General features: G+C 72.5%; 25 protein-coding genes and 1 tRNA gene. 10 read left to right on the forward strand and 16 right to left on the reverse strand.

What is annotated here, in order from left to right; all coding sequences use genetic code 11:
• Window positions 1–40: 40 nt before the first annotated feature.
• From K7472_RS24345 to K7472_RS24355, 3 genes are all read right to left on the reverse strand, one after another.
• Window positions 41–799 carry a YidC/Oxa1 family membrane protein insertase gene (locus K7472_RS24345; RefSeq protein ID WP_222980688.1) on the reverse strand — a complete coding sequence of 253 codons (759 nt, stop codon included), beginning with the start codon at window positions 797–799 and terminating at the stop codon, window positions 41–43.
• A gap of 347 nt (window positions 800–1,146) precedes the next feature.
• A complete protein-coding gene (locus tag K7472_RS32935; RefSeq protein ID WP_372458049.1) occupies window positions 1,147–1,449 on the reverse strand; it encodes a DUF6412 domain-containing protein in 303 nt (100 codons plus the stop codon).
• A 371-nt stretch (window positions 1,450–1,820) separates the two neighbouring features.
• Window positions 1,821–3,314, reverse strand: a complete 1,494-nt coding sequence (locus tag K7472_RS24355) for a DUF445 domain-containing protein (RefSeq protein WP_222980690.1) — start codon at window positions 3,312–3,314, stop codon at window positions 1,821–1,823.
• Between the two features lie 286 nt (window positions 3,315–3,600).
• Here K7472_RS24355 and K7472_RS24360 point away from each other — a divergent pair, with 286 nt between their 5' ends.
• Window positions 3,601–4,917, forward strand: coding sequence for an SGNH/GDSL hydrolase family protein (locus K7472_RS24360; protein ID WP_222980691.1), 1,317 nt, complete (start codon window positions 3,601–3,603; stop codon window positions 4,915–4,917).
• Window positions 4,918–4,974: 57 nt separating this feature from the next.
• On the opposite strand, the gene K7472_RS24365 is transcribed toward K7472_RS24360, so the two are convergent.
• The 3 genes from K7472_RS24365 to K7472_RS24375 form a co-directional block, all read right to left on the reverse strand.
• Window positions 4,975–5,943, reverse strand: coding sequence for an ABC transporter ATP-binding protein (locus K7472_RS24365; RefSeq protein ID WP_222980692.1), 969 nt, complete (start codon window positions 5,941–5,943; stop codon window positions 4,975–4,977).
• Window positions 5,944–5,946: 3 nt separating this feature from the next.
• Complete coding sequence (locus K7472_RS24370) at window positions 5,947–6,711, reverse strand: ABC transporter permease (protein WP_222980765.1); 765 nt, start codon at window positions 6,709–6,711, stop codon at window positions 5,947–5,949.
• A gap of 127 nt (window positions 6,712–6,838) precedes the next feature.
• Window positions 6,839–7,636 carry an ABC transporter permease gene (locus K7472_RS24375; RefSeq protein ID WP_222980693.1) on the reverse strand — a complete coding sequence of 266 codons (798 nt, stop codon included), beginning with the start codon at window positions 7,634–7,636 and terminating at the stop codon, window positions 6,839–6,841.
• A gap of 329 nt (window positions 7,637–7,965) precedes the next feature.
• On the opposite strand from K7472_RS24375, the gene K7472_RS24380 reads away from it, so the two are divergent.
• The gene (locus K7472_RS24380; protein ID WP_222980694.1) at window positions 7,966–10,356 is read left to right on the forward strand and encodes a transglycosylase domain-containing protein; all 2,391 of its coding nucleotides are present in this window, start codon (window positions 7,966–7,968) and stop codon (window positions 10,354–10,356) included.
• Between the two features lie 132 nt (window positions 10,357–10,488).
• Here K7472_RS24380 and K7472_RS24385 read toward each other — a convergent pair whose 3' ends face one another.
• A complete protein-coding gene (locus K7472_RS24385; protein WP_109447561.1) occupies window positions 10,489–10,791 on the reverse strand; it encodes a GroES family chaperonin in 303 nt (100 codons plus the stop codon).
• A gap of 183 nt (window positions 10,792–10,974) precedes the next feature.
• Entirely contained in the window at window positions 10,975–11,298 is a 324-nt protein-coding gene (locus tag K7472_RS24390; RefSeq protein ID WP_222980695.1) for a DUF3618 domain-containing protein, read from the reverse strand.
• Between the two features lie 150 nt (window positions 11,299–11,448).
• On the opposite strand from K7472_RS24390, the gene bcp reads away from it, so the two are divergent.
• The 5 genes from bcp (at window position 11,449) to K7472_RS24415 (ending at window position 15,415) form a co-directional block, all read left to right on the forward strand.
• On the forward strand, window positions 11,449–11,916 hold the full coding sequence (bcp, locus tag K7472_RS24395) for a thioredoxin-dependent thiol peroxidase (RefSeq protein WP_222980696.1): 468 nt from the start codon (window positions 11,449–11,451) through the stop codon (window positions 11,914–11,916).
• Between the two features lie 290 nt (window positions 11,917–12,206).
• On the forward strand, window positions 12,207–13,700 hold the full coding sequence (gene proP, locus K7472_RS24400; RefSeq protein WP_308014069.1) for a glycine betaine/L-proline transporter ProP: 1,494 nt from the start codon (window positions 12,207–12,209) through the stop codon (window positions 13,698–13,700).
• A gap of 113 nt (window positions 13,701–13,813) precedes the next feature.
• Window positions 13,814–14,476, forward strand: coding sequence for an HNH endonuclease (locus K7472_RS24405; RefSeq protein WP_222980698.1), 663 nt, complete (start codon window positions 13,814–13,816; stop codon window positions 14,474–14,476).
• Complete coding sequence (locus tag K7472_RS24410) at window positions 14,473–15,312, forward strand: HNH endonuclease (RefSeq protein WP_222980699.1); 840 nt, start codon at window positions 14,473–14,475, stop codon at window positions 15,310–15,312. Before K7472_RS24405 ends, K7472_RS24410 begins: the two co-directional genes overlap by 4 nt.
• Window positions 15,313–15,338: 26 nt before the next feature.
• A tRNA-Leu gene (locus K7472_RS24415) sits at window positions 15,339–15,415 on the forward strand.
• 41 nt (window positions 15,416–15,456) lie between these two features.
• Here the strand turns inward: K7472_RS24415 and rdgB are convergent.
• The gene (rdgB, locus tag K7472_RS24420) at window positions 15,457–16,059 is read right to left on the reverse strand and encodes an RdgB/HAM1 family non-canonical purine NTP pyrophosphatase (RefSeq protein WP_222980700.1); all 603 of its coding nucleotides are present in this window, start codon (window positions 16,057–16,059) and stop codon (window positions 15,457–15,459) included.
• A 59-nt stretch (window positions 16,060–16,118) separates the two neighbouring features.
• Window positions 16,119–16,643 carry a winged helix-turn-helix transcriptional regulator gene (locus tag K7472_RS24425; RefSeq protein ID WP_222980701.1) on the reverse strand — a complete coding sequence of 175 codons (525 nt, stop codon included), beginning with the start codon at window positions 16,641–16,643 and terminating at the stop codon, window positions 16,119–16,121.
• A 112-nt stretch (window positions 16,644–16,755) separates the two neighbouring features.
• Here K7472_RS24425 and K7472_RS24430 point away from each other — a divergent pair, with 112 nt between their 5' ends.
• Entirely contained in the window at window positions 16,756–18,306 is a 1,551-nt protein-coding gene (locus K7472_RS24430) for an MFS transporter (protein ID WP_222980702.1), read from the forward strand.
• 66 nt (window positions 18,307–18,372) lie between these two features.
• Here the strand turns inward: K7472_RS24430 and K7472_RS24435 are convergent, their stop codons facing one another.
• The 3 genes from K7472_RS24435 to K7472_RS33275 all read right to left on the reverse strand — a co-directional run bounded on the left by K7472_RS24435 (window position 18,373) and on the right by K7472_RS33275 (window position 19,868).
• Complete coding sequence (locus K7472_RS24435) at window positions 18,373–18,759, reverse strand: hypothetical protein (RefSeq protein ID WP_308014070.1); 387 nt, start codon at window positions 18,757–18,759, stop codon at window positions 18,373–18,375.
• Between the two features lie 2 nt (window positions 18,760–18,761).
• A complete protein-coding gene (gene rph / locus K7472_RS24440; protein WP_222980703.1) occupies window positions 18,762–19,496 on the reverse strand; it encodes a ribonuclease PH in 735 nt (244 codons plus the stop codon).
• A gap of 108 nt (window positions 19,497–19,604) precedes the next feature.
• A complete protein-coding gene (locus K7472_RS33275; RefSeq protein ID WP_275124586.1) occupies window positions 19,605–19,868 on the reverse strand; it encodes a PTS sugar transporter subunit IIB in 264 nt (87 codons plus the stop codon).
• Between the two features lie 619 nt (window positions 19,869–20,487).
• On the opposite strand from K7472_RS33275, the gene K7472_RS24450 reads away from it, so the two are divergent.
• Window positions 20,488–21,789, forward strand: a complete 1,302-nt coding sequence (locus K7472_RS24450; protein ID WP_222980704.1) for a PTS transporter subunit EIIC — start codon at window positions 20,488–20,490, stop codon at window positions 21,787–21,789.
• A 98-nt stretch (window positions 21,790–21,887) separates the two neighbouring features.
• Here the strand turns inward: K7472_RS24450 and K7472_RS24455 are convergent, their stop codons facing one another.
• On the reverse strand, window positions 21,888–22,640 hold the full coding sequence (locus K7472_RS24455) for an MBL fold metallo-hydrolase (protein WP_222980705.1): 753 nt from the start codon (window positions 22,638–22,640) through the stop codon (window positions 21,888–21,890).
• 311 nt (window positions 22,641–22,951) lie between these two features.
• Here K7472_RS24455 and K7472_RS24460 point away from each other — a divergent pair, with 311 nt between their 5' ends.
• Window positions 22,952–23,464 carry a type II toxin-antitoxin system PemK/MazF family toxin gene (locus tag K7472_RS24460; protein ID WP_222980706.1) on the forward strand — a complete coding sequence of 171 codons (513 nt, stop codon included), beginning with the start codon at window positions 22,952–22,954 and terminating at the stop codon, window positions 23,462–23,464.
• Window positions 23,465–23,578: 114 nt separating this feature from the next.
• Here the strand turns inward: K7472_RS24460 and K7472_RS24465 are convergent, their stop codons facing one another.
• A complete protein-coding gene (locus tag K7472_RS24465; RefSeq protein ID WP_222980707.1) occupies window positions 23,579–24,529 on the reverse strand; it encodes a PLP-dependent cysteine synthase family protein in 951 nt (316 codons plus the stop codon).
• Window positions 24,529–24,813, reverse strand: a complete 285-nt coding sequence (locus tag K7472_RS24470) for a MoaD/ThiS family protein (RefSeq protein ID WP_222980708.1) — start codon at window positions 24,811–24,813, stop codon at window positions 24,529–24,531. The genes K7472_RS24465 and K7472_RS24470 overlap by 1 nt, the downstream gene beginning before the upstream one ends.
• Between the last annotated feature and the right edge of the window lie 38 nt (window positions 24,814–24,851).

Consider the following 24,851-nt stretch of genomic DNA (forward strand, 5'->3'; position numbering starts at 1 on the left):
TCGATCCTCCAAGCCCGGCCGCCCGCTCCGCAACCGCCGCTCACCCAGTGGACGCCACGGCACCCGGTGCCACCTGCCGCTCCCGCGACAGCCAGGCCCGCTCGACCGCGGTCCAGGTCACCGTGGTCACGGTGTAGAGCCCGGCCGCCAGCGGGACCACCGCCACGGTCAGCAGCGTCGCGAACGACAGCCACGGCGTCATCCGCGCCACCGCACCCCCGCCGACCGGGCCGACAGCGGCAACCCCGCCCAGTGCCCCGGCCCCGCTCGCCGCTGCCGCCGCCGCGCGCGTCCTCCGGTACGTCCACGTGGCGACCACCGCGACCACGGCGAACAGCGCGAGGAACACCAGCCCGTGTGCCCCGAAGGGCCCGCCGTCGCGCAGCGCCTCCGCCCAGCGGCCCTCCAGCGGCACGCCCAGCAGCGTGGCATGACCGAGCAACCCGCCACCCCCGGTCCAGAACAGCCGGTTCATCACGAAGAAGAACGGCAACTGCACCAGCATCGGCAGACACCCCGCGACGGGCGACACCCCCTCTCGTGCCGACAACTCGGTCAGTGCGGCGCGCAACCGCTCCGGGTCGCCGCGGTGCCGCGCGTTCAACCGCGCGATCCGCGGCGCCAGTCGGGCCCGGGCGCGCTCCCCTCGGACGGCCGCCCGGGCCAGCGGATGCAGCGCCAGGCGGACGCAGACGGTGAACAGGACGATCGCGGCGGCCGTGGCCGACGCCCCCAGCAAGGGGCGCAGACCGTCCGCGAGATGAGACAGGACAGTGACAAGTGGTGTGTAGACGGACATGGTTGAGCCCTCCGCGGGTCTCGTCGAGCCGGAGTCCGGACGCGGCCCGGTGAGGGCGGGCATCCGGAGGGAATCTCGGCAAGGACGAGCCGCGCGGGCACACTCACGCGCACCAGGCATCCGAGCGCGTCGACGCGCTTCCGCGCACATCACGCTCCGGCGCCCCAGGCACCCACGTGCGTCACGCGTCCACGGGCGTCACGCATCCACGCGCATCACGCACCGGTGGCCGTCACGCGTCCACGGGCGTCTCGCACTCAGGCGCGCCGCACCCACGGGCCTCACGGATTCGGGTGCGTCACGCTCCCCGCACGCGTCACGTCACGGTTTCGGGGCACGGTGGAGCCCTACGCGGCCGTCCTGAGGGGACGGCCGGGTGCCCTGGGCCGGGGCCGGCCGGACGCGTCGGGATCGCGCTGCGCCAGAAAGGCGGTACGCCGCTCACGGTCCCGTATCGCGGTCCGTATTCGCCCGGGCGGAACGGGCCGCACGCAGACGGCGACCGCGAACGCGCGGCACAGCAGCAGCGCGGCGGCCGTGGCCGTGACGGCGGCGACCGCGGTGGCGGGCCCCGCGTCGACCAGCAACAGGCCGAGCGCGGCGGCGACCAGCAGCAGGAAGACGACGCCCGCCCTGCCACGGCCCGGGATACGCCCCGGACGGCTCAGGGACGCGCGGCCCTCCCGCGAGGAAGCGGAAGGCACGACCCGGGCGCGAGCGCGCGGGACGTCACCACGACGCGCTTCGTCACGACGATCCGTCCGACATCCCGCCATCGCGGCTCACCCCCTTCCCCCGCCCGCGAAGAGCCCTTCTCCGCACCGGACTTCGAGTCACTCACGATGCTATGCCCGCCCTCTGACAACGCCCCGCGCCCGCCCCCGGTTCCCGTCCGCCGCCCGGTTCCCACGGCTCAAGGCCCCGACCCCGCCGCACCGCCTACGCCGCCCCGCTGGCCTACGCCGCCCCGCCGCCGTGCCATCGGCACGCCGCCGCGCCGACGCCCCGCCGTCAGAACGCCTCAACCCCCCACCAGCCGCGACACCGTGTAGATGACCAGCCCCGCCAGCGCGCCCACCACGGTGCCGTTGATGCGGATGAACTGGAGGTCGCGGCCGACGTGGGCCTCGATCTTGCGGGAGGTCTGGTCCGCGTCCCAGCTCGCCACGGTGTCCGTGATGAGCAGCGTGATCTCGTCCCGGTAGGTCGTGACGACGTACGTCGCCGCGTCCTCCAGCCAGCCGTCCACCTTCGCCTGGAGCCGTTCGTCCGAGGCCATCCGCGTGCCCAGTGACAGCAGCGACGCCCGGGCGCGCAGCCGCAGTTCGCTGTGGTCGTCCTCGGCCGCCGCGACGACCATCGAGCGCACCGCGTTCCACGTCGACTCGATGAGGTCCTGCACCTCGCCGCGGGCCAGGACGTCGCGCTTGAGCCGTTCCACCCGCTCCCGGGTGTCCTGATCGGACTGGAGCTCACCGGCGAAGTCGCCCAGGAAGCGGTCGAGCGCGGCGCGCGCCGGATGCTCGGGCATGTCGCGCATCTCGCTGACGAACCTGACCAGTTCCTTGTAGACGCGCTCCCCCACCCGCCGGTCCACGAACCGCGGCGTCCAGCCGGGCGCGCCGCCCTGTACCGCCGCCATGACGGAGTCCCCGTGCGTCACGAGCCAGTCGTACCCCCGCGCGCACACCAGGTCCACGACCCTGCGGTGGCCGCCGTCCGTGACGACCCGCTCCAGCATCCGCCCGAGTCCGGGCGCCACCTCCATGGCGTCGGCGCGGCGGGTGATCGCCTCGCCGACGACGGCCTGCACGTCGGAGTCGCGCAGCACGGTGAGGGCGCCGCGCAGCGCGGCGGCGGCCTGTTCCATGACGCGGTCGGCGTGTTCGGGGTCGGCCAGCCAGTGGCCGAGCCGCCGGCCGATCCCGACGGCGCGCAGCCTGGCCCGTACGACCGGTTCCGACAGGAAGTTCTCGCCCACGAACTCGCCGAGCGAGCGGCCCAGCACGTCCTTCTTCGTCGGGATGATCGCGGTGTGCGGGATGGGCAGGCCCAACGGGCGCTTGAACAGCGCGGTCACCGCGAACCAGTCGGCCAGCGCGCCGACCATGCCCGCCTCGGCCGCCGCCGCGACGTAACCGGTCCAGGCGCCGGCGCCAGATGCCCCGGCCCACTTGGCCAGCCCGTAGACGACCGTCGCGACCAGCAGGAATCCGGTCGCGATCAGCTTCATCCGCCGTACGCCACGCCGCCGTTCCTCGTCGGCGGGCCCGAACGCGAACCCCCCGCCCCCGCCGAGCCGCGCCCCGCCGGTCCCTGCGACCTCGCAGGCCGCACCCGGGGCACCAGCACCCCCGACCGCGGCACCAGCCGCGTCGGTCGCACGAGGCGCATCAGTCTCATCGAGCGCACCAGCTCCACCAGCCCCAGCCCCGCCGGAACCAGCCGCTCCGCCAGTCCCGTCAGCCGCCTCGGAACCAGTCGCCCCGTCCCGCTTCTCCCTCACCACGTCCATGCCTCCACCCCGTGATTGTGCCCCCGGTGCGCCGTCCGCCACGCGAACACGCCCCCATCCCGACCCTGGCCCGTCCCCTACGGGCCCCTGCCGTCTCCTACGGGCCCCTGCCCTGCCCTGCCCGACGGAACGAGACCGAAGTCGTACGCCGCTGTGGCCAAAGCGGTACCCGCCGAGGGGCGAACGCGTACATCTGCGTGGGATCATGGGAGTCCGGACGAGGCCGCCGGACCGACGACGCTTCCGCAGCCGCTCGCTCCGCCCTTCCATTCGAGGAGAACGCCGCGTGACCCGGAAGTCCGGCTGTACGCTGGCCGCCGCGTTGCTGGCGGTGATGGCCGTCGTCTGCGCCGTGATCGTCGTCGGCCTCCACCACGCCGCCGCCCCCGTGGCCGACGGCGCGGCCCCGCAGCCGCACGCCACCCTGGCCGACCCCGCGTCCGCCGGTGACTGGGTGGCCGGCTGGGCGACGTCGCCCGCGGCGGGCGAGCCGAACACCCGGCACGGCTACCCGGGCATGTCGATCCGCAACGTCGTGCACACCAGCGCCGGAGGCACCGCCGCCCGCGTGCAGTTGTCCAACCTCTTCGGTGTCGCGCCGCTCACCCTGACCGACGTGACGCTGGGCGTCGCCGCGGGGCCCGGTGGCGCGGACGCGGTGCCCGGCGCGCTGGTGCGGCTGGCCTTCGACGGGCGGCCCACGGTGACGATCCCGGCCGGGGCCAGCGTGTTGAGCGACCCGGCGCGACTGCGCGTGCCGACCGCCGCCGACCTGCTGGTGACCACCTACACGCGGGATCCGTCCGGCCCGGTCACGTACCACCCGATGGCCCGCGAGACCTCCTACCTGGCGCGCGGCGACCACGCGGGGGACGTGGAGGGGACCGCGTTCACCGAGCAGACGCCGTACTGGCGTTACGTGACGGGTGTGGACGTGTGGACGGCGGACGCCACCGGCACCGTCGTGGCGTTCGGCGACTCGATCACCGACGGCCGCACCTCCACCGTCGGCGCCGACCACCGCTGGCCCGACTACCTGGCCCAGCGGCTGCGTTCGGCCGCGAACGGGCCCCGGCTCAGCGTGGTCGACGAGGGCATCAGCGGCAACCGCCTGCTGTCGAACGCCCAGCCGGACATGCCGGGCAACGGCCCGAGCGGCCTGTCGCGGCTGGACCGGGACGCGCTGTCGCAGCCTGGCGCCAAGGTGCTGGTCGTGGACCTCGGCATCAACGACATCCTCCAGGACCCGCGCACCATCACGCCGGAGGCGGTGGTCGCCGGGCTCCAGGCGATCACCCGCGAGGCGCACGCGCACGGCCTGCGGGTGGTCGGCTCGACGCTGACGCCGTTCGGCGGCACGCGCGGCTGGACACCCCGGCTGGAGGCGGTGCGCGAGCGGGTCAACGAAGTGATCCGCTCCGGGCGGGTGTTCGACGCGGTGGCCGACTTCGACAGGGCGTTGCGCGACCCGATGGCCCCCGAACGGCTGCGCCCGGCCTACGACTCCGGCGACCACCTGCACCCCACGGACGCCGGATACCGGGCGATGGCCGACGCGATCGGACTCGACACCCTGACGGGCGCGGCCCCGGCCGGCGTGTGACGTGAGCACGCCCCGACCAGCCGCCGCAGGGCGCCCGCCCGGCCTCCGTACCGCCCTCTACAGCCCCTGGCTGCCCGCGCACATCCTCCCGATCACGTCCTCGATGGCCGGTTCGCGCACCGACAGGTCCACCAGCGGGTAGCGCGCCGCCAGTCGGGCCACCAGCGGGGCCGCGCTCGCCGAGGCGGGGAAGCGCAGCCACTGGCGCGGGCCCTCCACCCGGACCGACCGCACGCCGTCCACCTCCACCGGCGGCAGTTCGCGGTCGAAGTCGACGACGAGGACGCGTTCGCTGTCGCCGATGGCGTGCAGGCCGGCCAGTCCGCCGTCGTAGACCAGGCGGCCGTGGTCGATGACCATCACCCTGCGGCACAACTGCTCGATGTCGGTGAGGTCGTGGGTGGTCAGCAGCACGGTGGTGCCGTGTTCCGCGTTCACCTCGCGCAGGAAGTCGCGCACCTTCGCCTTGCTGATCACGTCGAGGCCGATGGTGGGCTCGTCGAGGTAGAGCACCTCGGGGTCGGGCAGCAGCGCCGCCGCGATGTCGCCGCGCATCCGCTGGCCCAGCGACAGCTGCCGCACCGGCACGTCCAGCAGGTCGGCCAGATCGAGCAGTTCGACGCAGCGGTCGAGGTTGGCCCGGTAACGGGCGTCCGGCACCCGGTACATGCGCCGCACCAGCTCGTAGGAGTCGCGCAGCGGCAGGTCCCACCACAGCGTCGTGCGCTGTCCGAAGACCACGCCGATCCGCCGGGCCAGCCGCAGCCGCTCGCGCGACGGATCGATCCCGGCGACCGTCACCCGGCCCGCACTCGGCATCAGAATGCCGGTGAGCATCTTCACGGACGTGGACTTTCCCGCGCCGTTGGGCCCGATGTAGCCGACCATCTCGCCGCGTGGCACCTCGAAGGAGATGCCGTCCACCGCGCGCACCTCGTGCCGTTCGCGGCGCAGCCTGCCCGCCTTGCGGCGCACCTGGAAGACCTTCTCCACGTCCTCGAACCGGATCAGTGCCTGTGTGCCCATCGTTCAGCTCCCCGTGCTCCGGTACGACCTCAGGCCCGCGCGCCAGGCCAGTCCCGCCAGGGCGCACACCGCGAGCGCGACCGCCGGGGACAGCCATCCCGTCCAGCCGGGCAGCCCGAGCGGCTCCGGCCTGCCCAGGATCCACAGCGCGGGCATCCAGTTGACGAAGGCGACGGGCACGACGAAGACCGCGCCGCGCACCAGTTCCCTGGCGAAGAGCGTCGGCGGGTACTGCGTCATCGTGCCGCCGCCGTGGGTGAACGAGCTCTGCACCTCCGCCGCGTCGCCCGCGCGGAACTGCAACGCCGCGCCCGCGGTGTAGAACGCGCCGAAGATCGCCGCGCCGCTGACCGCCATCACCGGCAGCAGCAGCGCCCTGCCCGGGGTCCACGCCACGTGCAGCCGGATCAGCGACCACACCAGCACCACCGCCGCCTGCGTCAGCCGTCCCAGCCGCCGCAGCGCGAAGCGGTCGGCGGCCACCTGCGCGAAGATCGGCACTGGCCGCACCAGCAGCGCGTCGACCGTCCCGTCGCGCACCCTGCGCCCCAGCCCGTCCAGGCTGCCCAGCAGCAGATCGGCCAGCCCGATGGCGACGCCCGAACTCCCGTACAGGAACGCGGTCTCGGCGAGCGTGAAGCCGCCGAGGGTGCGGGTGTGCCCGAAGATGATCGCGATCGTGACGAAATCCAGCGCGGTCATGCACGCGTTGCCGACGACGGTCATCAGGAACGAGACGCGATACGTCAGCGTGGAACGCGACCACATACCGGCGATGAGCAGATACGCGCGGCAACCGGCGACCGCCTCGCGCAGCCGGTCGCGCAGCGGCCACCGCGCGGCGTACGGACCCGCGTCGGTGCCGACCGCCTCCGTTTCCGGTGCGTACGAGACCTCACCCACCCTGCACCACCACCCTGCGCGTCGCCGCCGACTGCACCAGCCGTCCCGCGCCCAGCAGGACCACCGCCCACACCGCCTGGAAGCCCAGCGCGGAGGCCAGTCGCGCACCGGTGTCGCGGCCCAGGTAGACGTCGGCGGGCACCTGGAGCAGCGCCGACCACGGCAGCGCGCGGGCCAGCACGCCGAGTGCGCCGGGGAAGACGGTGAGCGGCAGCAGCATGCCGGAGAAGAAGATCGCGGCCAGCGAGGCCAGCAGCACGATCCCGGTGCCGTCCAGCAGCCAGAAGGCGGCCAGCGCCACCAGGTAGCGCAGCGCGAAGCTGATCACGACGCCCAGCGCGACCGCCAGCAGGAACGCCGCCCACACGCCCGGCGACGCGGGCCACACCAGCGGGAAGAACAGGCCTCCGGCGGCCATCGGCAGCACGCCCCGGCCCAGCAGGTGGAACCCGGCGCGGCCGATGTCCCGTGCCAGCCACCACAGTTGGAGGTCGGCGGGGCGGTACAGGTCGGTCGCCACGTCGCCGGAGCGGATGCGGTCGATCAGCTCGGCCTCGAAGCCGCCGAAGAGCGCCGTGGTCATCAGCATCGCCTGCCCGAGCCAGACGAACGTCACGGCCTGCCCGAGGTCGTAGCCGCCCAGATGCGGGCGCACCCGCCACAGCGCGATGTAGGTGTAGGCGATGACGAAACCGAAGACGGTGTTGGTGAACACTCCGGCGAGGGTCGCCGTACGGTAGGTCGCGTAACGCCGGAAGCCCCTCACCAGCACGGCCGCGTACAGCCGCATGCCCCTCCGCCTCCCGCCCTGTCCGATTCCGGCCGAAGCGCGAAAGCCTAGGCGTGGCGTCTGACGGGCCGCCAGTGGTTTTCCCCGCCCCTGTCGTGGAACGACACAGCCGTTCGGACTGCCACGAAGCGGTGACGTCCCGCGCTGCCACGGCTTCGCGACATACCCGTGCGAGGATCGCGACACATGACGTTACCGGCGAACGTTACCCAAGGGGATGAAACAGTGTTTTCCGGTCGACCAGCCCACCGCCCGGCGGACGCCACAGCGCCTGCCGCGCCCGCCACCCGCGGCACAACCCCCGCGGGACCCGAGGAGTCCGTACAGACATGAGCAGCGACGAGCCCGCCGGGCCGCCCGGGGCGGGCGACGGCGCGGACCGGCCGCGCGACCGGGCGGCGCGCCGGGCGGAACGCAGGGCGCGCCGCAAGCGGCACGGCCTGCGGCGGCTGCTGCCCACCTGGCGGATGGTGTTCGGCGGGGCACTGCTGCTGCTCCTGCTGCTGTGCGGCGCCTTCGCCGCCGGCTACCTGCTGGTGAAGATCCCGCCCGCCAACGCCTCCGCCACCGCGCAGAGCAACATCTACCTCTACGCGGACGGCACCACCCAGATCGCCAGCAGCGGCACCGTCAACCGGGAGAACGTGCCGCTCAGCGCGGTGCCCAAGACCGTGCAGCGGGCCGTACTGGCCGCCGAGGACCGGGACTTCTACCACGAGTCCGCGATCGACCCGCGCGCCATGGTGCGCGCCGCGTGGGACACCGTGACCGGCAAGGGCATCCAGTCCGGTTCCACCATCACCCAGCAGTACGTGAAGAACTACTACCTCAACCAGCAGCAGACGGTGAAGCGCAAGGTCGAGGAGTTCTTCATCGCCATCAAGCTCGACCGCGAACAGAGCAAGGACCAGATCCTCGAGGGCTACCTGAACACCAGCTACTTCGGCCGCAACGCCTACGGCATCCAGGCGGCCGCCCGCGCCTACTACGGCGAGGACGTCTCGCAACTCGACACCGCGCAGGGCGCCTACCTCGCCTCCCTGCTCAACGCCCCCAGCGCGTACGACGTGGTGGCCAACCCGCAGAACAAGGACCGCGCGGTGGCCCGCTGGAACTACGTGCTGGACGGCATGGTCAAGGAACACTGGCTCGCCGCTCCCACCCGTGCGTCCCTGCGCTTCCCGCAGCCGGTGCAGTCCAGCGCGCCCTCCGGCCTGTCCGGCCAGCGCGGCTACCTCGTCGAGGCGATCAGGAACTACCTGGTCGACAACAAGATCATCGACGAGCAGACCCTGGACGCCGGCGGCTTCCGCATCACCACGACCATCGAGAAATCCAGGGAGGACGACTTCACCGCCGCTGCCCAGGACCAACTCCTCGGCAAACTCGGCGACTCCGGCACCGACCGCTACGTGCGCGCGGGCGGCGCCTCCATCGACCCGGCCACCGGGAACGTGGTCGCCCTCTACGGCGGCGTCGACTACACCAAGCAGTACGTCGACAACGCCACCCGCCGCGACTACCAGGTCGGCTCCACCTTCAAGCCCTTCGTCTTCGCCTCCGCCGTGCAGAACGGCTCGACCACCCAGGACGGCGACCCGATCACCCCCGACACCGTCTACGACGGCACCAACGGCCGCCAGGTACAGGGCCCGAACGGCCCCATCGGCTACGCGCCGGACAACGAGGACGACGTCGACTACGGCGACATCACCGTCGCGCAGGCCACCAACCAGTCCGTCAACGCCGTCTACGCGCAGATGGCCGAGGACGTCGGATCCTCCAAGGTCAAGTCCACGGCTGTCTCGCTCGGCCTGCCCGCCACCACCCCGAACCTGAGCGCCTACCCGTCCATCGCGCTCGGCGTCGCCACCGCCAGCCCGCTCGACATGGCCCAGGCCTACGCGACCCTCGACGACCACGGCAGCTACCTGCCGTACACCCTCGTCACGAAAATCGTGAAGGACGGCCACACGGTACGGCTGCCGCAACGCGTCCCGAAGCCCGCGGTGAGCCGCCAGGCCGCCGACACCACGACCTCCATGCTCCAGAACGTGGTCGACGCCCCCGACGGCACCGGCACCGCCGCCCAGGCCGCGGGCGTCCCGGCGGCCGGCAAGACCGGCACCGCGGAGGACGACAAGGCGGCCTGGTTCGCCGGGTACACGCCCGACCTGGTCACCGTCGTCGCGGTGATGGGCCAGAACTCCACCACCGGCACCCAGGAACCGCTGTACGGCGCGACCGGCCTCGACCGGGTCAACGGCGGCGGCTTCCCCGCCCAGATCTGGGCCGACTACACGGCCGCCGCCCTCAAGGGCGTGAACGTGCCCGACTTCGACCTGCACCTGCAACCCGGCGCGAGCCCCTCCCCCAGCGCCCCGCCCGACAGCAGCCCGCCCACCGACACCCCGCCGTCCCAGCCCCCGGGCACCCCGCCCGGCGAACCGTCCTCCCCGCCCGGCATGAGCCCGTCCGGCGGCGGCTTCACCGGCGGGCTCGACGGCGGCCTGGACGCGGGCGCCTCCGGCGGCACCGACGGGGGCGACAACGGCGGGGACACCTCCGGCGGCACCGACGGCGGCCCCGGCGGCACGGTCGGCCCCTCCGGCGGCACGACGAACGGCGGCACGATCGCCGGGACGGACGGCGGCACCACGATGGGCGCCGCGGGCGGCGGCGGTCCGGGCGGGGCGGGCGGACCACCACCCGCGGGCTGACGCGAGCCTGTTGCTGACGCGGACCTGTTGCCGACGCGGACGTGCGAGGGGGCGGCGGCCGATGCGGCCGCCGCCCCTTTTCCGTAGGAAGGCGTCGCTTAACGAAGGTGTCGCGTGGCGAAAGATGTCGCGTTACAGGTACAGCCCGGTCGAGTCGTCCGCGCCCTGGAGTCGCTCGGCGGCCACCGCGTGCAGGTCGCGCTCCCGCATCAGCACGTACGCGACCCCTCGGACCTCCACCTCGGCGCGGTCCTCCGGGTCGAACAGCACCCGGTCGCCGATCTCCACCGTGCGGACGTTCTGCCCCACGGCGACGACCTCCGCCCACGCCAGACGGCGTCCCACGGCGGCGGTCGCGGGGATCAGGATGCCGCCGGACGAACGCCGTTCGCCCTCCGGGATGTCGGTACGCACCAGCACCCGGTCGTGCAGCATGCGGATGGGCAGCTTGTCGTGCCCGCTGCCGGGCGTGTCGATGGACGTGTTCGCACTCACGGGCACGACGTTACCCGGCGTCCGCGCCGCACGTGGCGGGGGCCGCCGGGAAGGGCGCCGTCCCCCGGCGCCCGGCCCGCCCCCGCTGCTCGCTTCCCGCCGCTGGGTGTTCCCGCGCCGGGACTACTTGTTCCTGCGCCGCGACGACAACCCCGCGACGACGACCACCAGGGCCGCCGCCGCGACCGCGACCGGCACGATCCGCTCCAGGCGCGGAGCGCCGTCCTCCGACACCAGTTCGGCACGCACGCCCGACACGGCGCGGTTCACCGCCACGTACGCACGGCCGGCCGTGCGGTCCACGGCCTCGCGTACCGAGGCCTTCGCGTTGTCCGTGATGGTCTTCGGGTGCACCCGCACCCCGATCTCGTCCAGCGTCACGGCGAGCTGCTGCCGCCTGCGGACGATGTCCGCCTCGATCTGAGCCGGAGTCCTGCCTTCCGACACCGCGCTGCCTCCGTCACCTTGGGTCCGTACCGTCCCTGCCGTGCGGACAGTCTGTCAGCTCGCGTCCCGGCGCGCCCCTCGGCACCCCGTCTAGGCTCTTCGCCGTACACCCGCTACCGCGTACCCCGCGCACGAACGAGGAGTCCAGCCATGAGCGAGCGCCTGACGCCCGGCGACACCGCCCCCGCCTTCACCCTGCCGGACGCGGACGGCAACCAGGTCTCCCTCGCCGACCACAAGGGCCGCAAGGTCATCGTCTACTTCTACCCGGCCGCGCTCACCCCGGGCTGCACCAAGCAGGCCTGCGACTTCACCGACAACCTCCAGCTGCTGACGGGCGCCGGGTACGACGTCATCGGCGTCTCGCCCGACAAGCCGGAGAAGCTGGCGAAGTTCCGCGACCAGGAGAACCTGAAGGTCACGCTGGTCGCCGACCCGGACAAGAAGGTCCTGGAGGCGTACGGCGCGTTCGGCGAGAAGAAGCTCTACGGCAAGACGGTGACGGGCGTCATCCGCTCCACGGTCGTCGTCGACGAGGACGGCAAGGTCGAGCGCGCCCTGTACAACGTCAAGGCCACCGGCCATGTAGCCAAGATCATCAAGGACCTGGGCATCTGAGGTACCCGAGGCATCCGAGCCCGGGGCCACCGGCCGGCACTCGGCGGGCGGCCCCGGTCGCCGCCCCTGGGGTACCCGGGGCGGGCCGCAGGACAGCCACCTTCCGGCCGACGGCCTTCGCCCCCACAACGAGCCAAAAACCCGCCCAAGACCTATAAATACCCATATACCCACCCTTAATGAACGACCGTTTCCCGCCCCAGAAAACATGGGTTTACCGGAGGCCAAAACGTAAAGACGTTCCTTTTGCCTGGCCACCTCCTGGCAGGCCGACGAAAGGAAACCCAGCTGTGACGACCGAGGAGACCGTCGATCCGGCGGCGTACCGCCGCCACCGGACGCTCTTCCAGGCCATCGAACGCCGGAGGAACCCCCGTCTGCGCAGGACCGACATCACGGTCACGGACGAGCGGGCCGTCAAACGTGCCGTGAAGGCCGCGGCGCTCGGCAACGCCATGGAGTGGTTCGACTTCGGCATCTACAGCTACCTGGCGGCCACCCTCGGTCACGTCTTCTTCCCGTCCGGCAGTAACACCACCTCCCTTCTGTCGTCCTTCGCGACGTTCGCGGTGGCGTTCCTGGTCAGGCCGCTGGGTGGCACGTTCTTCGGCCCGCTGGGCGACCGCATCGGCCGCAAGACCGTGCTGGCCGTCACAATGATCATGATGGCCATCGGCACCTTCGCGATCGGTCTGATCCCCAGCTACGCGGCGATCGGCTTCTGGTCGCCCGCCCTGCTGATCCTCTTCCGGCTCATCCAGGGCTTCTCCACCGGCGGCGAATACGGTGGCGCCTCCACGTTCATCGCCGAGTACGCGCCCGACAAGCGACGCGGGTTCTTCGGCAGCTTCCTGGAGTTCGGCACGCTGGCCGGCTACGTGGGCGCGGCCGGGCTGGTCACCTTCCTCACCGCGGTGCTGAGTGACGACGCGATGACCTCCTGGGGCTGGCGTCTGCCGTTCCTGGTCGCCGGTCCGCTCGGCGCGGTCGGTCTGTACCTGCGGCTGAAGCTGGACGAGACCCCGGCCTTCCAGCGCCTGGAGAACGACGCGCCGCCGGTCAAGGCGACGGAGGCCGCGCAGGGCGTGGAGACACTGCCCAAGGGCGAGTTCCGAGCGATCTTCGTGGAGCAGTGGCCGCGGCTGCTGCTGTGCGTGGCGCTGGTCGCGGCGTACAACGTCACCGACTACATGCTGCTGTCGTACATGCCGACCTACCTCAGCGACGAGCTCGACTACAGCGCGACGCACGGCCTGCTGGTGCTGCTGCTCGTGATGGTGGCGATGATGTGCCTGATCAACCAGGTGGGCCGCCTCAACGACCGCTTCGGCCGCAAGCCGCTGCTGATGGCGGGCATGCTGGGCTTCCTGGTGCTCTCCGCGCCGGCGTTCCTGCTGGTCCGGCAGGGCAGCATCATCGCGATCGTGGCCGGCATGCTGATGCTGGGGCTGTCGCTGCTGTGCCTGCTGGGCACGATGTCGGCGGCGCTGCCCGCGCTCTTCCCGACCCAGACCCGGTACGGCGCGCTGTCCATCGGCTACAACGTCTCGACGTCGCTGTTCGGCGGCACGACGCCGCTGGTGATCACCGCGCTGATCGGCCTCACCGGGAGCAAGATGACGCCCGCGTACTACGCGATGGCGGCGGCGCTGGTGGGCGTGATCGCGGTGGCCTGCATGCGGGAGACGGCCCGCCAGCCCCTGGAGGGCTCCCCGCCGGCGGTCGCCACGAAGGAGGAAGCGGCCGAGATGGTCCAGTCCCAGTCCCCGGAACCCCGCTTCTGACCCGGCCGGCCCGCCTTGGGCCCCGCTGAATTCCGTTCCTCACCCCCCCGTAACCGATCGCCCGTTCGACTCGTTCATCGGTACGAGGGCGGGTGAAACGGAGGGGGAGGGTCATGGAGACCATCAGGACCGGACGGACGGCGACGTACGACAGGACGGAGTTGGCGGCTTCCGTCGCTGAGGCGGAATGCCTGGCCGAGGTCATCGTCCGGTGCGGCGGGAGACCCACCAACGGCTCACGCGCGTACGTGCGCAAGCTCATCGCCCGCTGGGAGATCGACGCCTCCCACCTGCGGAGCGGGGCGGTCCGTCACACCGAACGGCGACTGCGGGAAGCCGTGGCCGTGTCGCACAGCATCGCCGAGGTCGTCCGCCGTCTCGGCGTCGGCCCGGTCGGTGGCAACGAGGCGCACATCGGCCGCCGGATCGCCCGACTGGGCATCGACACGTCCCATTTCACGAGTGGCGCCCGGGATGGCGAGGTCCGGCGACGGAAGCGGGCGCGCGCGGACCCTCTGGTGCTCGGCTCACCCGGCGACGGACGGATACCAGGCGCCCGACTCCGCAAGGCGCTGCTGCGCACCGGCATACCCGAGGCCTGCGCCCTGTGCCGGACGGGTCCCTGGTGGATGGGCGAGCCCCTGCGTCTGGAGGTCGATCACCTCAACGGCGACTGGTGGGACAACCGGATCGAGAATCTGCGCATCCTGTGTCCCAACTGCCATGCCACCACGGACACCTTCCGCGGCCGCAAACGACGCGGAGCGCTCCGGTGAGCCGCGACGGTCACCGCCCTCGCTGGACCGCCGACCGCCTGGCCGTCGTGGCGGCCGAGTCGAGCAGCCTGGTGGACGCACTGCGTCGGCTGGGCGGCCCCCTCGGCTCCGGACCACTGGGTTATCTGCGCCGGAGGCTGGCGCACCACGGGATCGACACCCGTCACTTCGCCGCCGAGGCCCCGCCGCCCCGGGAACGGCGCAGCTACACCCGTGCGGCGTTGGAGGAAGCCGTGGCGCGGGCCCACTCCTTCCGCGAGGTCGTCGAATGGTTCGGCGTGCCGCCGTACTCGAGCACGTACGGCCACCTCAAGCGCAGGATCGAGCGGTTCGGCATCGACACCTCGCACTTCGACGGCGCCGATGGGCGCGGTGGCCGACTGGACGAGGCACGACTGCGTGAAGCCGTGTCCGGAGCGCGCAGCCTGGCCGAGGTGACGCGCAGGCTGGGTCTCGTGCCGGGCGGTGCCTCCCGCGCCCGGATCAAGCGTTACCTCGACGCCTACGGCGTACCCGTGCGGGGACTGCTCGGCCAGGCGCACAACCGCGGTCGGCCCTCGCCACGACGGAAGTCGGCGGACGAGATCCTCCGGGCGCTGCCGCCGGGCTCCCCGCGGGTGAAGAGTGCGCTGCTGCGCCGAGCGCTGCGGGAGAAGGGCGTGCCCGCACGCTGCGCGAAGTGCGGCACGGGAGAGGTGTGGCACGGCCGCCGTCTCGTCCTGGAGATCGACCACGTCAGCGGGGACAGCGACGACAACCGGATCGAGAATCTGCGTCACCTGTGCCCCTCCTGTCACAGCCAGACGGGGAACTTCGCCCGGTGGCGCGGCCGGTGAGGCGTGGCCGGTAGAGTGACGGCGGCGGGCCCGTACCCCAGCTGGAAGAGGGCGCCGGTTTAGGTCCGGTGTGTCGTGGGTTCGAGTCCCACCGGGCCCACCACCGAGGGCGTGACATCCGACGGATGCCACGCCCTTCGTTCTTCAGCCCATCAACTCCCGTACCACCGGCACCAGTTCGCGGAACGCCTTGCCGCGGTGGCTGATGGCGTTCTTCTCCTGCGGGGTCAGCTCCGCGCAGGTGCGGGTCTCGCCGTCGGGCTGGAGGATCGGGTCGTAGCCGAAGCCGCCCTCACCGGCCGGGGTCTCGCGCAGGGTGCCGTCGAGGCGGCCCTCGACGACGCGCGACGTGCCGTCCGGCAGGGCGAGCGCCGCCGCGCAGGCGAAGTGTGCCGCGCGGTGCGGCGCGGCGATGTCGGAGAGCTGGGCGAGCAGCAGGGCCAGGTTGGCCGCGTCGTCGCCGTGCCGGCCGGCCCACCGCGCGGAGAAGATGCCGGGCGCGCCGCCCAGCACGTCCACGCAGAGCCCGGAGTCGTCGGCGACCGCGGGCAGGCCGGTGGCGCCGGCGAGGGCGTGTGCCTTCAGCAGCGCGTTCTCCGCGAAGGTGACACCGGTCTCCTTGACGTCGGGGATCTCGGGGTACGCGTCGGCGCCGACGAGTTCGACGTCGAGGCCGGCGCCGGTGAGGATCGCGCGCAGTTCGGTGACCTTGTGGGCGTTACGGGTGGCGAGGACTAGACGCTGCATGGGGCGATTATGCCGTCCGCCCCGGTCACGAGCCCGTCCGCCCGAGGGCGGTCCGCCTCTCACCCCGCCCGCAGCGGCGTCAGCAGCCGGTGCGGGGCGGCGAGGGCGGCGGTGACCGGGTCGTCGTCGGGGGACGCCGGGGGCAGTCCGGGGCCGGGGGCCACGACGACGTCCGCCGGGGACACGTCCGCGCCGCAGCCCTCGCAGTGTCCGCCGGGACCGACGGCGCCGCCGTCCGGCGCGTGCAGGAAGACCCGGCGCGGGCCCTTCTCGCCGTAGTGGTCGTCGCCCCACGCCATCAGCCCGCGCACCACGGGCCACAACGAGACGCCTTTGGCGGTCAGTTCGTACTCGGAGCGCCGCCCGGCGCCCGGCACCCGGGCCAGCACGTCCTGCGCGGTCAGCGACGCGAGCCGGTCGGTGAGGACGGCGCGCGGGATGCCGAGGTGGTCGGCGAAGTCCCCGAAGCGCCGCACGCCGAAGAAGGCGTCGCGGACGACGAGCAGGGTCCAGCGTTCGCCGACGACCTCGAGGGCGCGGGCGAGCGAGCAGGCCTGTCCGGTGTAGTCGCGCGGGAGTGCCATGGCTCCAGCATATCGCCCGATCGGTTCATTCAGCGAACCGAACATGCTACGGTCGGACCATCAGCTTGGTTCAGTGAATGAACCAATCCTCCGACATCCCAGGTGGTGCGTGATGGCGACTGAGGCGACACGGTCCGAGGCGGGGCATCCGCGCCGGTGGCCGGTACTCGCCGTGCTGGCGGCGGTGGCGTTCATGGCGCAACTCGACCTGTTCATCGTGAACATCGCCGTGCCCGCGATGAGCCGCTCCTTCGGCGGCGCCGGGCTGTCGGGCCTGTCCTGGGTGCTCAACGCGTACGCGATCGTCTTCGCGGCGCTGCTGGTCCCGGCCGGGCGGCTCGCCGACCACTACGGGCGCAGGCTGTTCCTGCTGTCCGGGGTCGTGGTCTTCACGCTGGCGTCGGTGCTGTGCGCGCTGGCGCCGACGCTGCCGGTGCTGGTCGGCGGCCGGGCCGTGCAGGCGGTGGGCGCGGCGATGATCGTGCCGACCTCGCTGGGGCTGCTGCTGCCGTCGTTCCCGCCCCGGCAGCACACCCTGGTCGTCGGCGTCTGGGCAGGGGTCGCGGCGGTGGCCGCCTCGTCCGGGCCGCCGGTGGGCGGCGTGCTGGTGGCGGTGGACTGGCGGTGGATCTTCCTGGTCAACGTGCCGATCGGCGTGGTCACCGTGGTCGCGGGGCTGCGGGTGCTGCCGGAGATACGCGCCGGGCGCGGCGCCCGGCTGCCGGACGCGGTCTCCACGGTGTCGTTGCTGGCGGCCGTCACGCTGCTGGTGCTGGCGACGGTGCAGGGTCCCGCCTGGGGCTGGGGCAGCGCCGGGGTGGTGGGGCTGCTCGCGGCGGCGGCGCTGGCCACGGTGGTGACGGTGCGGCGTTCGCTGCGGCATCCGCGGGCGCTGGTCGAGGCGAGCCTGTTCCGGGGCAGGGAGTTCACCGGGGCGAGCGTGGCGCTGCTGCTGTTCTTCGTGGCGTTCGGCGCGTGGCTGCTGATCACGGTGCTCTTCCTCCAGGACGTGTGGCACTACAGCGCCCTGCGCGCCGGGGTGGCGATCGTGCCGGGGCCGCTGACGTCGGCCGCGTTCGCCGTCAACAGCGGGCGGATCACGGGCCGGTTCGGGCGCGTGCTGCCCGCGGCGACGGGTACGGCGCTGCTGGCGCTGGCGGCCGTCTTCTGGCTGGTGCTGGCGCCCGCGCATCCCGCGTACGCGACGCACTTCCTGCCGGGGTTGTTCCTGGGCGGGGCGGGGGCGGGGCTGGCGCAGGCACCGATGTTCGCGGCGGCCGGCACGCTGCCGCCGGACCGGGCGACGACGGGCAGCGCGGTGCTCAACATGTCCCGGCAGGTCGGCAGCGCGATCGGGGTGGCGGTGCTGGTGGCACTGCTGGCCGCGCCGCAGCCGCACGCACTGGCCGCGTTCCACCGCGGCTGGGCGCTGGTGGCGGGCGCGGCGCTCGGCGCGGCGCTGGTGGTGACGGTGACCCACCGCGCGGCCGCCCGGCGCGGGACGCGGGAGCCTTCGGCGGCGGTGGCGCCCGAGCCGGAACGGGCAGCGGCGGGCGGCGGCGCGTACGAAAGCGGCACGGCCCGCGACGTCGACACGTACGCGAGGGGCGGCGCGTACGAGAGCGGTACGGCGTGCGGGAGTGGCGCCCCGGCGGCGCGCTGACGCCAGGAGAGGCGGGGGCGCGCCCGCGCGGCGCGCCCCCGCTCCGTCACCCGGTCGTGCGCGGTCTCACTTCTTCGGGCAGGCCGTGGTCAGTTCGGACGCGCCGCGGTCGACCGGGGCGATGTCGACCGGCTGGCCCTTGTCCAGTTCGTTCTTGACGTTGGAGACCGCGAGCGAGAGGTCGCCGAGGGCCTTGCTGGCGGCCGTGCCGGAGTCGCCGGTGTGGCCCGCGATGTCGTCCAGGTTGGTCTGGATCTGCCTCAGCACGGTCGCCGCGTCGCGCGGGTCGCTCGCGCTCTTCTTCACGGCGGCGTCGAGCTTGGCGACCTGGGTCTGCACGGTGTGCGCGACGGTCGGGCAGTCCTGGGTGCTGCTGCTGGAGCCCGAGCAGGCGGCCAGCAGCGGCAGGGCCAGGGCGGCCGCGGCGGTGGCGGCGAGTGCGGGAGCGCGCACGGTCAGCCCCGCGTCACGGCGAGCGCGGCCCGCTGGACGCCGTCGAGCTGGGCGGCGCCGGCCACCGCGAGGTCGAGCAGGGCGTCGAGTTCGGCGCGGGCGAACGGCTGGCCCTCGGCGGTGCCCTGCACCTCGACGAAGCGGCCGTCGCCGGTGCAGACGACGTTCATGTCGGTCTCGGCGCGCACGTCCTCCTCGTAGCACAGGTCGAGCAGCGGCACGCCGTCCACGATGCCGACGCTGACCGCGCTGACCGCGCCGGTGAGCGGCTGGGCCTTGGCCTTGATCAGCTTGCGTTCCTGGGCCCAGGCGACGGCGTCGGCGAGGGCCACGTAGGCGCCGGTGATGGCGGCGGTGCGGGTGCCGCCGTCGGCCTGGAGGACGTCGCAGTCGAGGACGACGGTGTTCTCGCCGAGCGCCTTGTAGTCGATGACGGCGCGCAGGGAACGGCCGATGAGGCGGGAGATCTCGTGGGTGCGGCCGCCGATGCGGCCCTTGACGGACTCGCGGTCGCCGCGGGTGTTGGTGGCGCGCGGCAGCATGGCGTACTCCGCGGTCACCCAGCCCTCACCGCTGCCCTTGCGCCAGCGCGGCACGCCTTCGGTGACGCTGGCGGTGCACAGGACGCGGGTGTCGCCGAAGGAGACGAGCACCGAGCCTTCCGCGTGCTTGCTCCACCCGCGTTCGATGGTGACGGGGCGGAGCTGTTCGGGGGTACGGCCGTCGATACGAGACATGCGACCGAGCCTATCCGTCGCGGCCGACGCGGGGCGCGGGGCCCGGCGCACGAAGCGGGGCCCGCTCCGGCTTCGGAAGCGGGCCCCGCGTCGGTGAGCGGGTGGGGCTCACATCATGTCTTCGATCTCCGCGGCGATGGGGTCGGCGTCGGTGCCGATGACGACCTGGATCGCGGTGCCCATCTTGACCACACCGTGCGCGCCGGCGGCCTTGAGCGCGGCCTCGTCGACCAGCGAGGCGTCGTGGACCTCGGTGCGCAGACGCGTGATGCAGCCCTCGACTTCCTCGATGTTGTCGAGCCCGCCGAGACCGGCGACGATCTTCTCAGCCTTGCTGGCCATGTCCACTCCCTGTCGCGTCCTGTTGCGCACGCTGGTGACGGTTCCACACCGTAACGCACGTATGACCCGCCTTCGCGGAGGGACGGCGGGTGCCGAACGACGTCGATCGACGGTCGAAACGGCCTGGTCCGCCGTGGTGTCCTGACGAGGGCGCAAGCGTGCGAAGCTGGTCTACACCACTTTACGGCTCCGGCAAAGCGAGGTGCGCGCCGGTCGGCGCACCAGGCGGATCGGAGCCTTCACGTTTCCCGCGCGGCGCGGAATGCCCCGCCCTTGCTAGCCGGACGACAAGTCCGAATTTGATCATTCCGACCGATCTATGCTTCTGTCGTCCACTGCGACTTCCTGGTTCGCACGCGGGCGGGACCTCCGCGAACCCGGGCCTCCGTGGCGCCGAGCGGAACGGGCCGACTGGGGCACCGTCAGGGCCCCAGGGCGATGGCGTGGCGCACATCGCACCGACCTCACGGCGTGACGGAACGAGAGCACTCCGCATGGTTGTCCAAGCGTGACCTTCGGGCGCTCGGCCGCGCGTTCCTTTACCCGCCCCTGACATGTTAGAACTGGTCTACACCACTCAGTGGTGTAGACCACAGTGCGGGCCGTCCCCATTCCCCCGGAGCCCGCCTGCCTCCAGGAGGAATCTCTGATGAGTTCGGACACCGCCACCCCGGCGGCGCCCGCCAAGAAGCGCGGGTCCGGAGTGTTCCAGGGTTTGCAGAAGGTCGGCCGCAGCCTGCAGTTGCCGATCGCCGTGCTCCCCGCCGCCGGCATCCTGCTCCGCCTGGGGCAGGATGACGTCTTCGGCAAGACGGGCCTGCACTGGAACAACGTCGCCAAGGTCTTCGCGGGCGCCGGTGGTGCGTTGCTCGACGCCTCGCTCGGCCTGCCGCTGCTGTTCTGCATAGGCGTGGCGATCGGTTTCGCCAAGAAGTCGGACGGGTCCACCGCGCTGGCCGCGGTCGTGGGCTTCCTCGTCTACTACACGGTGATCCACCAGTTCCCGATCTCGTGCGGCGCCGGCCAGACGTTCACGTCGACGGGCTCGCTGAGCGGTGCGTGCGTGCAGGGGACGACGGTCACCGCGGCGACGTACCAGAATCCGGGCGTCCTCGGCGGCATCGTCCTGGGTCTTCTGACAGCCGTGCTGTGGCAGCGGTTCCACCGCACCAAGCTCGTCGACTGGCTGGGCTTCTTCAACGGCCGTCGCCTGGTGCCGATCATCATGGCCTTCGTCGGCACCGCCATGGGTGTGCTGGTGTCTCTCGGCTGGCAGCCGATCGGTGACGCGATCAGCAGCTTCGGCAAGTGGATGACGGGCCTCGGCGCCCTCGGCGCGGGCCTGTTCGGCCTGGTCAACCGTGGCCTGCTCCCCATCGGCATGCACCAGTTCGTCAACGCCGTCGCGTGGTTCCAGATCGGTGACTACAAGAACTCGGCCGGCCAGATCGTCCACGGCGACCTGACCCGCTACTTCGCGGGCGACCCGACCGCGGGACAGTTCATGTCCGGCTTCTTCCCGATCATGATGTTCGGTCTGCCAGCCGCCGCCCTGGCGATCGCGCACTGCGCACGCCCCGAGCGCCGCAAGGCAGTAACCGGCATGATGGTCTCGGTCGCGCTCACCGCGTTCGTGACCGGCGTGACCGAGCCGATCGAGTTCTCGTTCATGTTCATCGCGCCGGTGCTGTACGCGATCCACGCGGTCCTGACCGCGATCTCGATGGCGGTGACGTGGGCGCTCGGCGTCCACGCGGGCTTCACCTTCTCCGCCGGTGTGATCGACTACGTGCTCAACTGGCACTTCGCGACGAAGCCATGGCTGATCATCCCGATCGGACTGTGTTTCGCGGTGATCTACTACGTGGTCTTCCGCTTCGCGATCATCAAGTTCAACCTCCCCACCCCCGGCCGCGAGCCGGAGGAGGAGATCGAGGACATCACGAAGTAATCGTCCTCACCACCGCGGGCCCGCCAGGATCTCCTGGCGGGCCCGCGGTGCTTCGGCCTGCGGTGCCGCGGCGAGGGCCGCCGGGCGCCGCGAGGCGGTCACAGCTCGTACACCGCCCCCGACCGCGCCAGTTCGACCGGGCCCGGGTAGGCGGTGCGGGCGTCGGTGAGGTTGGTCTTGGGGTCGGTCCACGGGGGGATGTGGGTGAGGACCAGGCGGGCCGCGCCCGCGCGGGCCGCGTACTCGCCCGCGTCTCGGCCGGTGAGGTGCAGGTCCGGCACGTCCTCCTTGCCGTGGGTGAAGGACGCCTCGCACAGGAACAGGTCGGCCCCGTCGGCCAGTTCGATCAGCGGGTCGCACGGGCCGGTGTCGCCGGAGTACGTAAGGGTGCGCCCGCCGTGCTCGACGCGGAAGCCGTACGCCTCGACCGGGTGCCGCACCCGCTCGGCGCGCAGCGTGAACGGCCCGACCCGGAAGCTCCCCGGCGTCAGCGTGCGGAAGTCGAAGACCTCGCTCATGCACTTGTCGTCCGGCACGTCCCCGTACGCCGTCGCCAGGCGCGCCTCGGTGCCCTCGGGACCGTAGACCGGCAGCGGTTCGGGCACTCCCCCGTCGTGCCGGTAGTAGCGGGCGACGAAGTAGCCGCACATGTCGATGCAGTGGTCGGCGTGCAGGTGGCTCAGGACGACCGCGTCCAGGTCGTACAGCCCGCAGTGGCGCTGCAACTCGCCGAGGGCCCCGTTGCCCATGTCGAGGAGCAGCCGGAAGCCGTCGGCCTCTACGAGGTAGCTCGAGCAGGCTGAGTCCGCGGACGGGAAGGACCCAGAACAGCCGACGACGGTGAGCTTCATGCAGGAGCCTCCAGGGGGGTCCGGGGGTCTTGCGTGGTTCGGTTGGGGCAGCGCGATATGCCGGAGGCCACGGGCGGGGACGGCGCCGGCGGTGGACAGAAAGCGCCGCCATGTGCAGTCGAGGGTAAGCCGCGGTGCCCCTCGCCGCCCCTCCACCAGGCGCCGTTGTGGGCGGAATCACCAGTACGTGTGGTCCCCTCCTCACTGTCGGTGTCCGCCCGCGCCCGGTGAACGGCGGCCGACGGGCGCGGCGCTCGGGGCGGTACGGTCGGGGCTCGCGGACGTGGTGGCGGGAGACGGGAGGGCGCCCGATGGCGTGGTGGGTCGCGGGTCTTGTCGTGGTGGCGCTGGCGCTGGTCGCGGCGGTGGCCGACGGGCGGTTGCGGGACGGCGGACGGCGTTCGCGCGCGGGGGCGACGCGGCGTCCGGCGGGTAGGCCCGGGTCGCGGCGTCCGGCCGGGCGGGCACGGCCTGCGCGCGGCCCGGCGGCGGGAGGCCCGCCGGCCACGGGCGTCGGCGAGCGGCCGCGGCCGGGTGAGATCTGGTGGGCCGAGGTGCCGTACGAGGACGGGCCGGGCGCGAAGGACCGGCCGTGCCTGGTGCTGTCGGTGCGCGGCGAGGTCGCCCGGGTCGTGAAGATCACCAGCAAGCACCACGCCGAACTGCCGGGCGTGATCGCGTTGCCGCCCGGCGCGGTGGGCGACGCCCAGGGCCGGATCTCGTACCTGGAGACCGAGGAGACCCGGCAGGTGCCGCTGCACGGCTTCCGGCGCCGGGTCGGCCCGCTGGACCCGGCCGTGTGGAGCCGGGTCCAGCGGGTCTAGCGACAGGCAGGGGCAGGCGGACCCGTCAGGCGGACCCCCTGAGGCCCGGAGCCCTCAAGCCCGGGAGCCCTCAAGCCCTCAGCCCGGAGCCCTGGAGCCCAGAGCCCCCAGCCCTCAGGCCCAGAGCTGGCCGTGCAGGGCCTCGATGGCCGCCTCGGTGGTCTCGGCGGTGTAGATGCCGGTGGACAGGTACTTCCAGCCGCCGTCGGCGACGACGAAGACGATGTCCGCGTCCCGGTCCTCCTTGACCGCCTTCGCCGCCACGCCGAGCGCCGCGTGGAGGGCGGCTCCCGTCGACACGCCCGCGAACACGCCCTCCTCGCGCAGCAGTTCACGGGTGCGGCGCACCGCGTCCTCGCTGCCCACGGAGTAGCGCGTGCTCAGCACGGACTCGTCGTACAGCTCGGGAACGAAGCCCTCGTCGAGGTTGCGCAGCCCGTAGACCACGTCGTCGTAGCGCGGCTCGGCGGCGACGATCGTGACGCCGGGGACCTTCTCGCGCAGGTAGCGGCCGACGCCCATCAGGGTGCCGGTGGTGCCGAGGCCCGCCACGAAGTGCGTGATGGTGGGCAGGTCGGCGAGGATCTCCGGTCCTGTGGTGGCGTAGTGCGCGCCGGTGTTGGCCGGGTTGCCGTACTGGTAGAGCATCACCCAGTCCGGGTGCTCGGCGCTCAGTTCCTTGGCGACCCGCACGGCGGTGTTGGAGCCGCCCGCGGCCGGTGAGGAGATGATCTCGGCGCCCCACATGGCGAGCAGTTCGCGGCGCTCGCTTGAGGTGTTCTCCGGCATCACGCACACGATGCGGTAGCCCTTGAGGCGGGCGGCCATCGCCAGCGAGATGCCGGTGTTGCCCGAGGTCGGCTCCAGGATGGTGCAGCCGGGCGTCAACGTGCCGTCGCGCTCGGCCTGTTCGATCATGTGCAGCGCGGGGCGGTCCTTGACCGAGCCGGTGGGGTTGCGGTCCTCCAGCTTGGCCCACAGCGACACCCTGGCGGAGGGCGACAGCCGCGGCAGCCGGACCAGCGGGGTGTTCCCGACTGCCGCGAGCGGGTTGTCGTACCGCATCAGCGGGCGCCGGAGCCGCCGGCCACCGCCGGGAGGATCGTCACGTTGTCGCCGTCGCCGAGCTTGGTGGCGATGCCGTCGAGGAAGCGGACGTCCTCGTCGTTGAGGTAGACGTTGACGAAACGGCGCAGTTCGCCGCCGTCGACCACGCGGTCGCGGATGCCCGCGTGGCGCGTGTCGAGGTCCTTGAACAGCTCGTCCAGGGTGGCGCCGCTGCCCTCGACGGACTTCTGCCCGTCGGTGTACGTGCGCAGGATGGTCGGAATGCGGACCTCGATGGCCATGGGTGGGCTCCCGTGAGTGCGTGACGTCGGTGATCGTC

The organism is Streptantibioticus parmotrematis (assembly GCF_019890615.1).
Classification (GTDB): domain Bacteria; phylum Actinomycetota; class Actinomycetes; order Streptomycetales; family Streptomycetaceae; genus Streptantibioticus_D; species Streptantibioticus_D parmotrematis.

Coding starts and splice junctions, on each gene's coding strand:
- K7472_RS24345 (WP_222980688.1), bottom strand. CDS start 799: ATGTCCGTCTACACACCACTTGTCACTGTCCTGTCTCATCTCGCGGAC.
- K7472_RS24355 (WP_222980690.1), bottom strand. CDS start 3,314: ATGGACGTGGTGAGGGAGAAGCGGGACGGGGCGACTGGTTCCGAGGCG.
- K7472_RS24365 (WP_222980692.1), bottom strand. CDS start 5,943: ATGGGCACACAGGCACTGATCCGGTTCGAGGACGTGGAGAAGGTCTTC.
- K7472_RS24370 (WP_222980765.1), bottom strand. CDS start 6,711: ATGTGGTCGCGTTCCACGCTGACGTATCGCGTCTCGTTCCTGATGACC.
- K7472_RS24375 (WP_222980693.1), bottom strand. CDS start 7,636: ATGCGGCTGTACGCGGCCGTGCTGGTGAGGGGCTTCCGGCGTTACGCG.
- K7472_RS24380 (WP_222980694.1), top strand. CDS start 7,966: ATGAGCAGCGACGAGCCCGCCGGGCCGCCCGGGGCGGGCGACGGCGCG.
- K7472_RS24385 (WP_109447561.1), bottom strand. CDS start 10,791: ATGCTGCACGACCGGGTGCTGGTGCGTACCGACATCCCGGAGGGCGAA.
- bcp (WP_222980696.1), top strand. CDS start 11,449: ATGAGCGAGCGCCTGACGCCCGGCGACACCGCCCCCGCCTTCACCCTG.
- K7472_RS24405 (WP_222980698.1), top strand. CDS start 13,814: ATGGAGACCATCAGGACCGGACGGACGGCGACGTACGACAGGACGGAG.
- rdgB (WP_222980700.1), bottom strand. CDS start 16,059: ATGCAGCGTCTAGTCCTCGCCACCCGTAACGCCCACAAGGTCACCGAA.
- K7472_RS24425 (WP_222980701.1), bottom strand. CDS start 16,643: ATGGCACTCCCGCGCGACTACACCGGACAGGCCTGCTCGCTCGCCCGC.
- K7472_RS24430 (WP_222980702.1), top strand. CDS start 16,756: ATGGCGACTGAGGCGACACGGTCCGAGGCGGGGCATCCGCGCCGGTGG.
- rph (WP_222980703.1), bottom strand. CDS start 19,496: ATGTCTCGTATCGACGGCCGTACCCCCGAACAGCTCCGCCCCGTCACC.
- K7472_RS24450 (WP_222980704.1), top strand. CDS start 20,488: ATGAGTTCGGACACCGCCACCCCGGCGGCGCCCGCCAAGAAGCGCGGG.
- K7472_RS24455 (WP_222980705.1), bottom strand. CDS start 22,640: ATGAAGCTCACCGTCGTCGGCTGTTCTGGGTCCTTCCCGTCCGCGGAC.
- K7472_RS24460 (WP_222980706.1), top strand. CDS start 22,952: ATGGCGTGGTGGGTCGCGGGTCTTGTCGTGGTGGCGCTGGCGCTGGTC.
- K7472_RS24465 (WP_222980707.1), bottom strand. CDS start 24,529: ATGCGGTACGACAACCCGCTCGCGGCAGTCGGGAACACCCCGCTGGTC.
- K7472_RS24470 (WP_222980708.1), bottom strand. CDS start 24,813: ATGGCCATCGAGGTCCGCATTCCGACCATCCTGCGCACGTACACCGAC.